Origin of the sequence: Pseudidiomarina homiensis (genome assembly GCF_003987225.1) — a bacterium.
GTDB classification, from domain to species: domain Bacteria; phylum Pseudomonadota; class Gammaproteobacteria; order Enterobacterales; family Alteromonadaceae; genus Pseudidiomarina; species Pseudidiomarina homiensis.
This window is the reverse complement of record NZ_PIPX01000001.1, coordinates 1,684,341-1,696,802: the sequence shown is the minus strand read 5'-3', so window position 1 is coordinate 1,696,802 and position 12,462 is coordinate 1,684,341. Positions and strand designations below refer to the sequence as shown.

Sequence of the window (12,462 nt, the reverse complement as noted above, 5' to 3'; positions counted from 1 at the left end):
AACCCGCCGCTTGGCGGGTTTTTTTATGTCACTAAAGGCTTAGGCGCGCGCCAAAATGCGATCAAGGTGGTTGGCGAATTCCATGCGGTCGCGTTGACTCAGTGGCGGCGGACCACCGCTTTGAATACCGCTGGCGCGCATGGTATCCATGAAATCCCGTACGTTCAGGCGGCCGCGAATGTTGTCCTTGGTGAACAGCTCGCCACGCGGGCTAAGAGCTTGTCCGCCTTTTTCGATGACTTCGGCGGCCAACGGGATATCTGCCGTAATGACCAGATCACCGGCTTCGCAGCGCTTGACGATTTCATCATCGGCGACGTCGAAGCCACTGGTCACGGTTAACGTTTTGATGAACTTGGAAGCGGGCACGCGTAAGGGCTGATTCGCCACCAGCAATAGCTCAAGCTGCTTGCGCTCTGCCGCACGGTATAAAATATCTTTAATCACCGTTGGACAAGCATCAGCATCAACGTAGATTTTCATACGTCTCTCGTATTATGGTTTTAGCCATAGTTTAGCACGCCACTGACAGGACCCTTAGCCTCATGCGTAAACTTTTATTCGCTCTTGCTGCTCCGCTGCTCCTCGTGCAGGGCAAGCGAGTACGCCAGACAACGCCACGTCTGCCGGAGCCGCCCGGCCCACGCCACGGACAACGAGAGGGAGTGCAGCCCTCCCAGTCGTTGTTGCTGATAGGTGACTCAGCGATTGCTGGGGTGGGGTGCGACGCGCAAGCCGAAGCGGTGACTGGAAAGTTAGTCGCGGCGTTGAGTGAACACCGTGCGCTGGAGTGGCAGCTGGTGGCGCAGTCGAGCCTGACTTGTGCGAAGGTGTTGGCGTTGCTACAAGGGACCGAATTGAGAATTGCTGCACCTGATGCGGTGCTCGTCTCGGTTGGTGTGAACGACGTAACAAAGCGCACCTCAGTGAGCCAATGGCGTACGGATTTAGAACATCTCACGCACTATTTAAGCGAGCAGTTAGGGGCGAAAAGAATTATCTATACCTCGCTACCACCGATGCACAAGTTTCCCGCGCTGCCGCAGCCACTACGTTGGTTTGTTGGGCGGCAAGCGTTGGAATTGAACCACCATCTAGCAGCGCATTGTCAGACACACGCAAACACTGAACTGTTAAAGTTCGACTTGCCTTACGCACCTGAATTCATTGCTGCGGATGGCTATCATCCGTCTGCGCAGGCAGCTGCTATCTGGGCGCAGGCTGCCGAGAACATGATTATGGAGTTTCAATAACAACCTGAAAGGTATAGAGTTAGCAGCAACTTTTAAGCTGCTTAATGATAAAAAATGATTCGCAAGACACTACTTTTTATTTTGTTGGCACTGGTCGTCGTCACGGTCATGGATCTATGGCGTGGCAAAGATCTTCCGAAAGGTGCATTACCCGATACGCGTTGGGTGACGCTAAACGAGCAGCATATTGATTTGGTTGAGCAAAGCTATGGGGAGCCGGTAATTGTTTACTTCTGGGGCTCTTGGTGTCCTGTGTGTCATGTGCTGACACCTAGTGTGGACTGGGTCGATAACTATTTACCGGTGGTCAGTGTAGCCATGAGTTCTGGCTCGCCGAATCAAGTGCAGCGTTATTTGCAAACCAACAATTACGAACTTGCTGTGGTCAACGATCCCGACGCGGCCATTTCTCACCAGTGGGGCGTGCCCGTAACACCAGCTTTTGCCATCGTCCGCAATGGCGAGATTCACTCGTTCACCGCAGGCGTAACCACCCCGTTAGGGCTCTATGCGCGTTGGCTTTGGGCCTACTTGGCGTAAAAAGCGAGTAAACCTGACTGTTGTTCACCAGCGGTTTTTGAGTAGAATGGCGCTTGAATTAAAAGAGCTAGGATACCGAATGCGAAGATTGTTAATTGCGCTGGGCTTCACAGTTGCTTATTTGCAGCTAGGTTGTAGTGATGCGCCGACAGAGGTTTCAGTTGATGAAGCTACTGAAACTCAGCAAGAACCAGCGCAAGCCAAGCAGCAGGGGGACACGCCTTATGTTTTGCAACCGACAGAACGTGCTAAGGCAACGCTCGATGTTGACCACACTAGGCCGTTAGCGAAAGATAGCGTTACTGCGGAGCGCTCGTTCACCCCGATGTCCAACGAAGCGCATTGGGTCACGCTAAAAAGTGGGCAGACCGTATCATCACTCCTTTCGAAGCAAGGCTTTAGTTCGCAACAAATAGCGAACTTGGCTATTGCGCTGCGCAAAGTCGTGCCATTAAACAAACTTCAAGCAGGTAGCATCATCGCCATCGACGAAGTTGCTGGGCAGCGGCAAGTGAGTTTGGCGGGCGAATATGCGATTCGGGTAGATGCACTGCTGCGGGGCGATGACTGGCAGGTCACCAAGACCAAGGTTCCGACCCGCATTGAAGTTGCCGAGCATGCCATCGTTATTAATCACAGCTTATATGGTGATGGTGCGGCAGCGGGAATTCCTGGTGATGTGATCAATAGTGCTTTGCTCGCATTATCTCATTTCATTGATTTCCAGCGGCAAGTTTATAGCGGCAATCGCTTTGAAGTGGTATTTGAACGCACGCTTGTGACTGAAGACGAAGCTCTATTTGCCCATCAGCAAACACCGTTGAAACCGACCTATTTACGCTTCAAAAACAGCGACGACGATTTACGTTTGTATCGCTATAACGACGCGTTTTATCTTGAAGATGGCCGCCTTGCTGAGAGTTTTCTGTTGAAAACACCTTTAAACGGCGCACGCTTATCGTCGCATTACGGCCAGCGCAAGCACCCGTTGTTGGGCTACACGCGTATGCATAAGGGCATTGATTTCAGTGCTCCGGCGGGCACGCCCATCATGGCAGCAGGGAACGCCACAGTAAAACGTGCAGATTGGTACAGTACTTATGGCAATGCTGTCGTACTGCAACATGATGACGGCTACGAAACCCTATACGCACATTTGAAAGGCTTCGCCAGCGACATCAAGCCCGGCGTTAAAGTGAAACAGGGTCAGGTTATTGGATTTCTGGGTAATACCGGTCTTTCGCAAGCGCGTCACCTGCACTATGAAGTCTACAAAAACGGTAAAAGTGTGAATCCGTTGAACTTGAAAAAGCTCACTACCGAACGTTTGGCGGGGCAAGAGCTTGCGCAATTTATCGCATTTGTCGAAGGCCTTGAAGACCGTACGATGCGCCTAGCCCAATTTGCCAGCGGCGACAGTGCTATTTATCTGCCACCGCTGACGGCTGAGGCCCGCTGATGTATTAGTCTTGTTGACGGAGCTCGCCGAAAGAAAATCACGCGCTGACTAACAATTTCGCACTCGAGTCCGAAGTGGTTGGCGAGCCATTGCATGGTTTTGGGCGTGTAAAAACTGACGTGGGTCGGGTCGTTCTTGTATTGCCAAGCCAAAAAAGCTTCCGGGGTTTCGCGGGTAAAGAGTGACGTCATCACCGCTAACAATGCACCTTCTTTGAGCAAACTTACTAAGGTTGGCCAGCTCGTCGCAGGTGTATTGAAATGCTCTACAACCTCAGTACAGGTCACTAGATCATAACGCTGCTCTAATGGTGCTTTGTCCGGGTAATAAAAAATATCGTAGAGGGCCATGTGAATTCCGGCCTCTTCAAGCATCAGGTTGAGTGTAGGGCCTGGACCGCAGCCAAAGTCGAGGCCTTCGGCTCCAGCAGCCACGCGCTCAAGGAGCGGCTCGGTGAGCAAGCGAAGAAAGCGACGATAACCTTCATCACTTGGGTCGTTTTGGTGAAGGTCGTAGATTTGCTTTTCGGAATTTCCTGTTAACTTTGCACGTGGATCGGCGAAAATAAGCTCACATTCGCCACATTTGAAGTACCTTCGTTGTTTATCCTTCGTGAACTCGGTAGCCGTATTTTGGCATAAGGTGCACATAACGGTCATGACGGACTCTCAACATACAATGCTGAAACACTCTGACCTTTCGCATTAATGCTATTGACCGACCAAGCGCCTATAACAGGCTTCGATTCAGCATTTGGCTTACGTCGCTTTTGGCAATTCAACTCTTGAATAATAAACGGCATGGTTGGGAACTTTAAAGGCGCGTCAACCAGCGATGCGCGTCTTCCGTTTCACCCCACTGCACTGCGTTAAGTGCTTTACGCAGCTTTTCAGTGGTGGGACCTTGTTGGCCGCTGCCGACGGTATATTCTTTGCCGTTTTCAATTAGGGTTCCTACCGGTGTGAGTACGGCGGCGGTGCCTGACAGAGCTGCTTCGGTACCTGGCTTACTGGCGCGTTCCAATAATTCATCCACGCTCAGCTCGCGTTCACTTACGGTCATGCCCATATCGCGGGCAAGCGTCAGAATGGAATCGCGTGTGATGCCGTGTAAAAACGTGCTATCGAGCGCTTTGGTAATGATCTCATTGCCATCAATTAGCAAAAAGTTAGCGGCACCAGTCTCTTGCACGTCACCGTCGGGGCAAAATAGCACTTGGTCGGCGTTTACCGCTTTACGTGCGGTCAAAATAGGCTGCAAGGCACTAGCGTAATTACCGCCGCTTTTGATCATGCCCATGTGTGCAGCGCAGCGTGAGCCGTTCTGCTCGAGTAGCAGGCGTAGCGGGCGAATGCCGCCAGAAAAATAGTCGCCAACGGGTGATAACAGTACATAGAGCATCGACGTCAGACTCGGGTTCGCAGCCTTACCAATCGCCGGTTCGGTGCCAATGTGCGTAGGGCGAATGTACATCGAGCCAGGTGGTGCAGGAACTTTATCGGCAAAATGCTGGACGATGCCAACAATCATGTCTTCAAGTTGCTGAGCAGAGGGCTCGGGCAACGACAACAGGCGACTACTTTGGATCATCCGAGCAATATTGGCATCCATACGGAAAATAGTGATCGAACCGTCTTCATGACGGAACGCCTTGAGGCCTTCAAAGCAAGTGCTAGCATAGTGCAAAACATGGGCGCCGGGATGTAAGCTGATGTGGTCTGCAGCAACAACTTCGGGCTTACTCCACTGCTCGCCGTTAAAGGTGCTGAGTGCCATTTCAGGCATAAATACGGTACCAAATGCTGCCATGTTTTTTCTCACTGCGTTACAAAATGAGCAATGAGTGTACTTTGGACCTTGTCTATCTGCAAATCGCCGGCCCTAATTCAGGGCCGGCGTTGGTGGTAGGGCTTAGTCTTCTTTTGGACTCAAATGTTGTCTAACTTCGAGTGCATCGAAGCTCGCATCGGTATCGGGGCGTACACCTTTGCCAAGTTTAATCTCGAGAATACTTTTGATGTCTTGTGAACGATCCCCGCCAATGTGGACGCCAGCGCTGAAAGTACTGCGTGGATAAGAGGTTGTGGTGCATGACACCAAGCCGCAGCGGGTGACGACATCTCGTGAATCGGCATAGCGCAGGGTGCTGCTGGGTTCAACGCGCTCGTTATCGATGAGCGTTTCACGGTGCGTTACGACAAACCAGTCGTAGCCGTTTTGCAGGGTTACCTCGGCCGCGCGTAACAGCGCATAATCCATTGCTTTGTCGGCGTCAGAACCGCGCGCTTTAAAGGTGACCCGATACTGAGTATCCGTCAGCTGAGTCGCATCGTAGCCATAGCCGCTGGAACCTTCTGCAGCGCGGTAGTCGGGTTGCGAACTACACGCCGCGAGTACTACTGAAACGAGTGCAATTGACATAAGTTTGATGATATTCATAGCTATTCCTCCATTGCTGCTTCATTTGCTTCCGTCGCTGGTGCATCAACGCGCCAATGCGAATTCAGGGCAGCGTCTTCGGTTGCTTTAGAAAAAGGTGCGGTGGCCATGACCGCATCCAAAACTGTGTCGAGCATCTGTTGGCCTGAGGCAGTAGTATAACTTCCGCTTACCGGATTAGTGTAGCTTATCGCCTCGGCAACCGGTTTCCAGCTGCCGTCACTGCGGCAATGAATCGCTGTCGTGGTATAGCCGGCTTGCTCATTGTTTAGCTCATAATGTCGGCAGTAATCCCCCATGTGATTCTTAAACGTAAGTTGTGGGGTCATGGCTACCGCTGTATTAAGAGTATAGGTATGTCCGCTGGCTTTATTTTCAAGCACTTGATCAATGGCTTGTGCGAGCTGGCTCCCTGCGGTGCTCATGGCATGGTCGTTAAACCACATGCCAGCGCTAATACCAATCACCATCGCCACACTTGCTGCCAGCGCCACCTGACGTTGCGCAAATTGCCGCATGGTTTGCCATGGGCCGGAGACAACTCGCGCTGGCTCATCATCCTCGGTCAGCATCTGCGTAATTTTATCCGGCACCGGTGTTTGGCTTTGTTGGTCGGTATGTTGGCGTAGTCGTTCATCGACCATGACCAACGCGGCCAGTCGTGCGGCTGCGTTCTCGTCTTGTGTAAGAAGTTGACGAACTTCTTCCATCTCTTCAGCAGGGAGCTCGTTGTCGAAAAATGCAGATAATTTTTCAGTGTTAATGCTCATGACGAAGCTCCTGATTGTTGGTGGCTGAAAGCATCGGTGGCGAGACCCATAACTTCCGCTAGTTTGCTTCGGGCACGCGCAAGCCTACTCATGATAGTTCCAGTGGGAACGCCAATAATGGCAGCGGCTTCACGGTAACTTAAGCCTTGCACGGCAACGAGCGCGATAATCGTGCGCTGCTCATGTGGTAGTTGGTGCAATGCGGCATTAATATCCTGCAGCTCAAGCTGATCACTGACTTGGGTGTCGACCGCTTCGCTTGTAGCTTCTTGCAGCTCGGGTTGTTGCGTGGCTTTCTCTCGCACCTGTCGCGCTCGATGCTCGTCTAGCCACAAGTTGCGACAAACCTTAAAAGCCCATGGCATGATCTCGACCTGCTCGGGAATGCCTTTGCTCAATAAGCGTTCTAAGGTTGATTGCAATAAATCATCCGCGTCGGCCACATTCCCGCACAGCGAAATAGCAAACCGACGCAATGCGGGTAGCAGTTCGTGTAACTGTTTTTTTAATGAGACTGTGGTCGTCATTGTTGGCCCTCGGTTGTCTTCTGCCAATTACATGGCGTTCTTTCAGCTATGCTATGGTGATAACGTTTCAGCGAAATACTTATTCCAGCATAGACGGAATTTTTTTGCAGTCAGCACGTTATCTCCCTACGCATAGGTAAAAAAGAGTTAAAGTTGTGAAGGTGTTTCATGGTTAAAAATTCGAATCGACGCGGTTTCGCGCACAGCTTACTTATCACTTTTGGTATGGCTACCACGTTGGCTGTGCCAGCAGGTGCGCAGGTTCTGCAAGATCCGTTACGCGACGTTGTGAAACCCGTGGAGCAGGTGCGTCAACAGGTTGAGCAGCGTTTGCAAGAGCGCCTGCTGGAAGATGCCAGGCTAGATGCTGAGCTCGCCGATGTGGTTGATGTTGTTGAGTTAGCCGAAGACACGGCGCGACGGACGCTGCAGTCAACGACGGGTGAAGCGCTATTCGTTGAGGTGACACTGCCTAACGGCGACCCCGTTATCGAGCGTGAGTGGTTGGTGCTAGCAACCTCTGACACACAAACCAGACTCCGAGCGCTGGGTGCAAACGTAGTGGCTGAGAAAGAGTTGTCGGCGCTGGGGATGACGCTGCTGCGTTTTCGCGTGCCTGAGCAACTGGACTCGCGCGAGCAACTCGAACAACATTTGCCGGCGCAAAGCCACGGAAGCTTGAGTCGACATTTTGTCTATCGCGCACAAGCTTCCGGAGAAGATGCTCAGCCAAGCCATTCTGACGCACAACTACAGCAAACGAAATGGTGTGATGCAGAAGTAAAAATAGGCATGGTGGACACTAAAATCATGACCGAGCATGCAGCATTTGCGCATCAGCCTATTACCCAAAAGACTTTTACCGACGCTCGCTTAGAGCAGCCGCTGGCGCACGGTACTGCAGTGGCGGGTTTACTGGTGGGACGTTCTGCTAAGTATGCCAGCTTATTACCCAATGCACGCTTGTATAATGGCGCGGTTTTTTATCGTCAAAATGCGCTGCATCAGGGGGCGGCGCTGATGCCGCTGCTCGAGGCGTTGAACTGGCTTGCCGAAGCACAGGTAAAAGTGATCAACGTTTCGCTAACTGGGCCACACAGCCCATTATTTGCGCAAGCAGTGAAACAGTTAGCAAACCAGGGGATTGTTTTGGTTGCCGCTGCCGGCAATAACGGCCCGCTTGCCCCAGCCGTGTACCCTGCGGCCTATGAAGATGTTATTGCTGTAACAGCAGTTGCTGCGGATCACGCTATTTATCGTTGGGCCAATCAAGGTGATTACATTGAGTTTGCGAGCCTAGGTGTGCGTATCACCACGGCTCGGCGCGATGGCAATACTGGCTTTGAAAGTGGCACCTCAATGGCCGCGCCAGTCGTGGCGGCTGCCGCAGCGTGCTGGTTGGAAAACAATTCTGGCGCATCTTTAGCTGCGCTAAGAAGCTTTTTGCAAGGTTCCGCTGAAGATTTAGGCGAGACAGGCCACGACAGCGTTTTTGGTCATGGCCTTATTTACCTTGAATAAGGTAGGCCTAAAAGTGAACACTGAAGTTCAAGCTCGCCGTTGTTTCCTGGTAGTCAACGTCAGTGAAGTTCGACTGGTTGTCGACGTACTCGAGTTTAGGAGTGAATCGAAACGCCTCGCTTAATGGGATCTGCCACTTCGCCTGCACAGACTGACGTTGCTCGTCGCGCGCACTATTTCGATCGGGCATTGGCTGCACATAGTCGCGGTTTTCCAACTGCCAGCCCAGCTGCCAAGTATGCTCATTGCCCCACAAAGGTGCGCGCGTTTGCCAACGTACGCGAAGGGTCGAACCGTTATAACTGAACTGCGGGTCATCGGCGGTTTCATCGTGATCGGTATAGCCCAGCGTGATAAAGCTTTTTGCTGATGGCGTGAACCAGTAAACATCTCCGCTATAGGCCTTGGCGGTCGCGTTACGTTCGCTCAAATTCGCAAACTGCTTGTCGGTGTCTTCGTAAGCGAAGCGAGTAAACCATTGTTTGCCCCAAAGGCGCGACAGGTAAAGCGTATCGAGTTGGTAATCAAGAAAGTCAGAACTGGCGAGTTTGGCATCGGCGTCGTGTCGGCTCATGCCGATTTTGACCACGTCGAAATCGTAGCTTACTTCGCCATTCAACGTGGTGATTGCCAGATCGAACGCGGTGAATTCTTGATAGGCGTAATCGCTGTGCTGCGCACCTGCTTTGACTTCAAGCTTGCGCCATGGGCGCCATTGCAAGCCAAGCTGAGCTTCTGTCACAAGGGCTTGGTCTGAACGTTCGGTATTTTGGTCAAGTTCTCGAATATTTACGTTGCTGTCGTACTGGTAGCCTGCTTGCAGTTTACCCGACCAATCGAAAGCATCGTCTTTGGCTTGTATGGGTGCTGCGGCCGACAATGCGAGCATGAGGCTGCAGCTAGATAGGGTGATCTGTGTCGATTTCATAATAACCTCCGCAGAGAAAAAGCAGCCGACAGAGCGCCGGCTGCGTGGTTTAAGTCGCGCGTTAGCTTAAATGCCCAAGCCGCCGCGAATGCTATCGCGAACTGTTGCATCGACCGTAGATTCCACTGCGGTTTCCACTGCAGTATCGACCGTACTCTCCACCGTTTCGCCGACAGCATCTTGCACTGCAGCTTCAGATGCTGTGCTCACAGCGGTGGATACCACCGTATCGACACTGCCATTCACAGCAGAGTTAACGTCGTTCAGCGCTGCTTCGGCTGAGGCTACTGACTCAGCTGTAGCTGACGTGAGGGCGTTGGTTGCCACTTCAGTGTCAGGTAGCTCGGCTTCGGGCATTTCGGCTTCATTTTCCGCCGGGTCTGCGTCGTTTGAGCTTTCTTCACTGTCGTCAGTCGGTTGCTCAGTTTGGCCTTCAGCTTGCACAGAAGCATCAGCTTCAACGTCTGCTGAAGTATTTGCTTGTGCAGATGTATTAGTTGATTGGCCGTTCTGGTTTTCAATTGCAGCAGACTGCTCCGTTGAGGTTGAAGCCGAAGCCGAAGCTTGGGCGTTCACCGAAGCTGAACCTATATCGGCCATAGCTGCGGTTGAAGTTAGGGCTAATGATAATGCGATAACACTTGGTTTGATGATCGTTTTCATAATGATTTCTCCTGTTTTGTCGCAAAGACATCAAGGTAACGATTCAAACCGAGGCATATTCCTGAAAGGGATGTAAAGCTTGGGTAAACACGGAGAAAGAAAAAAGCCTCACACTTTCGGGCGAGGCTTTTGGCGCGTTTTATTGCGAGATTTTAGATATCAAAGCGATCAGCATTCATCACTTTTGTCCATGCGTTTACGAAGTCTTTCACAAACTTCTCTTGCGAATCGTCTTGCGCGTAGAGTTCGGCGTAGGAACGCAGTACCGAGTTTGAGCCAAAGACTAAATCAACGCGAGAGGCGGTGTACTTGGTCTCACCTGACTTACGTTCGACAATGTCATAGGAGTTCCAGCCCGTTGGCTTCCAGCTGTACTTCATGTCCACTAAGGTCACGAAGAAGTCGTTGGTTAAGCTGCCAACGCGGTCCGTGAAAACACCATGCTTGCTGTCGCCGTAGTTGGTACCAAGTACACGCATACCACCAATCAACACGGTCATTTCGGGTGCGCTCAGGCCTAACAACTGCGCGCGGTCGAGCAAGAGTTCCTCACCGGTGACTTCGTAATGCTTTTTCTGCCAATTACGGAAGCCATCGTGCACTGGCTCTAGCCATTCGAAGCCTTCAACGTCGGTTTGCTCAAGTGTAGCGTCGCCACGACCTGGGGCAAAAGGTACTTCAATGTTGTAACCGGCTTTTTGAGCTGCCTGTTCAACGGCATAGTTACCGCCGAGTACAATCACGTCGGCAATACTTGCGCCGGATTCGGCAGCAATGGGCTCGAGCTTGGCCAAAACCTTCTGCAAGCGCTCCGGTTCGTTGCCCTCCCAGTCTTTTTGCGGCGCTAAGCGAATGCGTGCCCCATTGGCACCACCGCGCATATCTGAGTGACGGAAGGTTCGTGCACTGTCCCATGCTGTTGCTGCCAGCTCGCTAATCGACAAGCCAGTTTCCGCAATTTTCGCTTTCACTGCGTTGACGTCGTAGTCTTTCGAGCCCGCAGGAATAGGGTCTTGCCATAGCAATTTTTCGTCTGGCACATCTGGGCCAATGTAACGGTCCAACGGCCCCATATCGCGGTGAGTGAGCTTGTACCAAGCCCGCGCAAATACTTTCGAGAAGTACTCTGGGTCGTTGTAGAAACGCTCTGAAATCTTGCGATACTCAGGGTCCATTTTCATGGCCATGTCCGCATCGGTCATGATCGGATTACGGCGAATCGACGGATCTTCAGCATCAACCGGTTTGTCTTCTTCCTTGATATCGATAGGTTCCCATTGCCATTTTCCGGCAGGGCTCTTTTTCGATTCCCACTCGTAGTTGAGTAGCAGATAGAAATAACCATTGTCCCACTTGGTCGGTTCGGTGGTCCACGCACCTTCGAGGCCACTGGTGACTGCGTCACGGCCAATGCCACGAGTTTTGTGGTTGTTCCAACCAAGCCCTTGCTCTTCGACATCAGCAGCTTCAGGGTCAGGGCCTAAGTTTTCTTCTTTACCATTACCATGACATTTACCGACGGTGTGACCACCGGCAGTCAGGGCGACGGTTTCTTCGTCGTTCATGGCCATACGCTTGAAGGTCTCGCGCACATCTTCAGCGCTCTTCAACGGATCAGGAATACTGTCACGGCCCTCGGGATTCACGTAAATCAAGCCCATTTGCACCGCTGCTAAAGGGTTCTCCAATGATTTGCCGTCGTCTTTATCGCCGTAACGCTCTTTGGTAAGCCACTCTCGTTCTGAGCCCCAATAAATATCTTTCTCTGGATGCCAGATATCTTCGCGACCGAAGGCAAACCCGTACGCAGGCAAGCCCATTGACTCATAGGCCATAGTGCCGGCGAGGATAATCAAATCCGCCCAGCTGATCTTGTTGCCGTACTTCTTCTTGATTGGCCATAATAGGCGGCGCGCCTTGTCGAGGTTGGCGTTATCTGGCCACGAATTCAGCGGCGCAAAACGCTGGTTACCCGTACCGGCGCCTCCACGACCGTCAGCAACACGGTAGGAGCCGGCTGCGTGCCAGGCCATACGGATCATCAAACCACCATAGTGACCCCAATCGGCTGGCCACCAATCTTGGCTGTCGGTCATCAGTGCTTTGACGTCGTTCTTCAACGCTTCAACATCAAGTTCTTTGAGGGCTTCACTGTACTTAAAATTGGGATCGAGGGGATTGGTCTTGGTGTCGTGCTGATGCAAAATGTCGAGATTGAGGGCATTCGGCCACCAATCCATATTTGATTTGCCCGCGGCGGTATGACCGCCATGCATCACTGGGCACTTGCCACTACTGTTGCTCATCAAAAGCTCCTTTGGCTACTCTACTTAAGGCCGTTCTACTTATGGCTGTTCTACTT

13 protein-coding genes are annotated in these 12,462 nt (G+C 51.9%); 4 read left to right on the top strand and 9 right to left on the bottom strand.

Features of this window, described 5'->3' with window-relative positions:
• Positions 1–39: 39 nt before the first annotated feature.
• Complete coding sequence (locus CWI70_RS08105; protein ID WP_126772122.1) at positions 40–483, bottom strand: YaiI/YqxD family protein; 444 nt, start codon at positions 481–483, stop codon at positions 40–42.
• A gap of 62 nt (positions 484–545) precedes the next feature.
• On the opposite strand from CWI70_RS08105, the gene CWI70_RS08100 reads away from it, so the two are divergent.
• From CWI70_RS08100 to CWI70_RS08090, 3 genes are all read left to right on the top strand, one after another.
• Entirely contained in the window at positions 546–1,253 is a 708-nt protein-coding gene (locus CWI70_RS08100) for an SGNH/GDSL hydrolase family protein (protein WP_126772120.1), read from the top strand.
• A gap of 54 nt (positions 1,254–1,307) precedes the next feature.
• The gene (locus CWI70_RS08095) at positions 1,308–1,793 is read left to right on the top strand and encodes a protein disulfide oxidoreductase (protein WP_126772118.1); all 486 of its coding nucleotides are present in this window, start codon (positions 1,308–1,310) and stop codon (positions 1,791–1,793) included.
• 79 nt (positions 1,794–1,872) lie between these two features.
• The gene (locus CWI70_RS08090) at positions 1,873–3,252 is read left to right on the top strand and encodes a M23 family metallopeptidase (RefSeq protein ID WP_157980886.1); all 1,380 of its coding nucleotides are present in this window, start codon (positions 1,873–1,875) and stop codon (positions 3,250–3,252) included.
• Here the strand turns inward: CWI70_RS08090 and CWI70_RS08085 are convergent.
• The 5 genes from CWI70_RS08085 to CWI70_RS08065 all read right to left on the bottom strand — a co-directional run bounded on the left by CWI70_RS08085 (position 3,219) and on the right by CWI70_RS08065 (position 6,988).
• On the bottom strand, positions 3,219–3,911 hold the full coding sequence (locus CWI70_RS08085; RefSeq protein WP_126772114.1) for a class I SAM-dependent methyltransferase: 693 nt from the start codon (positions 3,909–3,911) through the stop codon (positions 3,219–3,221). The genes CWI70_RS08090 and CWI70_RS08085 overlap by 34 nt on opposite strands.
• Positions 3,912–4,065: 154 nt before the next feature.
• On the bottom strand, positions 4,066–5,061 hold the full coding sequence (locus tag CWI70_RS08080) for a branched-chain amino acid aminotransferase (protein WP_126772112.1): 996 nt from the start codon (positions 5,059–5,061) through the stop codon (positions 4,066–4,068).
• Between the two features lie 102 nt (positions 5,062–5,163).
• Positions 5,164–5,691, bottom strand: a complete 528-nt coding sequence (locus tag CWI70_RS08075; protein WP_241967845.1) for a CC0125/CC1285 family lipoprotein — start codon at positions 5,689–5,691, stop codon at positions 5,164–5,166.
• A gap of 2 nt (positions 5,692–5,693) precedes the next feature.
• Positions 5,694–6,461: an RseA family anti-sigma factor gene (locus CWI70_RS08070; protein WP_126772110.1), complete on the bottom strand. Its 768-nt coding sequence runs from the start codon at positions 6,459–6,461 to the stop codon at positions 5,694–5,696.
• Positions 6,458–6,988 (bottom strand): RNA polymerase sigma factor, encoded by a 531-nt coding sequence (locus CWI70_RS08065; RefSeq protein ID WP_126772108.1) that lies wholly within the window; start codon positions 6,986–6,988, stop codon positions 6,458–6,460. Before CWI70_RS08065 ends, CWI70_RS08070 begins: the two co-directional genes overlap by 4 nt.
• A gap of 168 nt (positions 6,989–7,156) precedes the next feature.
• On the opposite strand from CWI70_RS08065, the gene CWI70_RS08060 reads away from it, so the two are divergent.
• A complete protein-coding gene (locus tag CWI70_RS08060) occupies positions 7,157–8,509 on the top strand; it encodes a S8 family serine peptidase (protein ID WP_126772106.1) in 1,353 nt (450 codons plus the stop codon).
• A gap of 7 nt (positions 8,510–8,516) precedes the next feature.
• Here CWI70_RS08060 and CWI70_RS08055 read toward each other — a convergent pair whose 3' ends face one another.
• From CWI70_RS08055 to katG, 3 genes are all read right to left on the bottom strand, one after another.
• The gene (locus CWI70_RS08055; protein WP_126772104.1) at positions 8,517–9,437 is read right to left on the bottom strand and encodes a hypothetical protein; all 921 of its coding nucleotides are present in this window, start codon (positions 9,435–9,437) and stop codon (positions 8,517–8,519) included.
• 66 nt (positions 9,438–9,503) lie between these two features.
• Positions 9,504–10,100 (bottom strand): hypothetical protein, encoded by a 597-nt coding sequence (locus CWI70_RS08050; protein ID WP_126772102.1) that lies wholly within the window; start codon positions 10,098–10,100, stop codon positions 9,504–9,506.
• 152 nt (positions 10,101–10,252) lie between these two features.
• The gene (katG, locus tag CWI70_RS08045) at positions 10,253–12,406 is read right to left on the bottom strand and encodes a catalase/peroxidase HPI (RefSeq protein ID WP_126772101.1); all 2,154 of its coding nucleotides are present in this window, start codon (positions 12,404–12,406) and stop codon (positions 10,253–10,255) included.
• Positions 12,407–12,462: the final 56 nt, after the last annotated feature.